The 771-nt window shown below is 62.0% G+C and carries 1 protein-coding gene; it reads left to right on the top strand.

Features of this window, described 5'->3' with window-relative positions:
* On the top strand, positions 1 to 771 hold a 771-nt coding region (locus ABK249_RS34060), incomplete at both ends, for a molybdopterin dinucleotide binding domain-containing protein (RefSeq protein ID WP_348864934.1).

A 771-nucleotide genomic window follows, 5' to 3' on the forward strand; every position in this document is an offset into this window, starting at 1 on the left:
AACTGGTGCAGGCTCCGGGCGATGCGCGGTCCGATCTTTGGCAGATAGCGGAGTTTTCAAAGCGCTTCACCACCGACGAGGTTTGGCCCGCGGATATGTTGGACAAGCACCCTGATTATCGTGGCAAGACACTGTTCGAGGTGCTGTTCCAGAACGGACAGGTCGACCAGTTCCCGCTGAGCGAGATCGACCCGGACTATGCGAACAACGAGGCCAAGGATTTCGGCTTCTACATACAGAAAGGGCTGTTCGAGGAATATGCCTCGTTCGGGCGCGGTCACGGCCATGATCTCGCGCCCTATGACCGCTACCATCAGGAACGGGGCCTGCGCTGGCCCGTCGTCAACGGGCAGGAGACCAAGTGGCGCTATCGGGAGGGCTACGATCCCTATGTGAAGCCGGGCGAGGGCGTACGCTTCTACGGGCGACCGGACGGCAAAGCCGTGATCCTTGCCGTTCCCTATGAACCGCCCGCCGAGTCCCCCGATGGTGAATACGACTTCTGGCTGGTGACCGGCCGCGTGCTCGAACATTGGCATTCCGGATCCATGACCATGCGCGTGCCGGAATTGTACAGGGCCTTCCCCGGCGCCCGCTGCTTCATGAATGCCGACGATGCCCGAAAGCGGGGCATCAATCAGGGCGCCGAAATCAGGATCGTCTCCCGGCGCGGTGAAATCCGGTCCCGGGTGGAAACCCGCGGGCGCAACCGCATGCCGCCGGGCGTGATCTTCGTGCCCTGGTTCGATGCCAGCCAGTTGATCAACAAGG

Source organism: Neorhizobium phenanthreniclasticum (assembly GCF_040066075.1).
Lineage (GTDB): Bacteria > Pseudomonadota > Alphaproteobacteria > Rhizobiales > Rhizobiaceae > Neorhizobium > Neorhizobium petrolearium.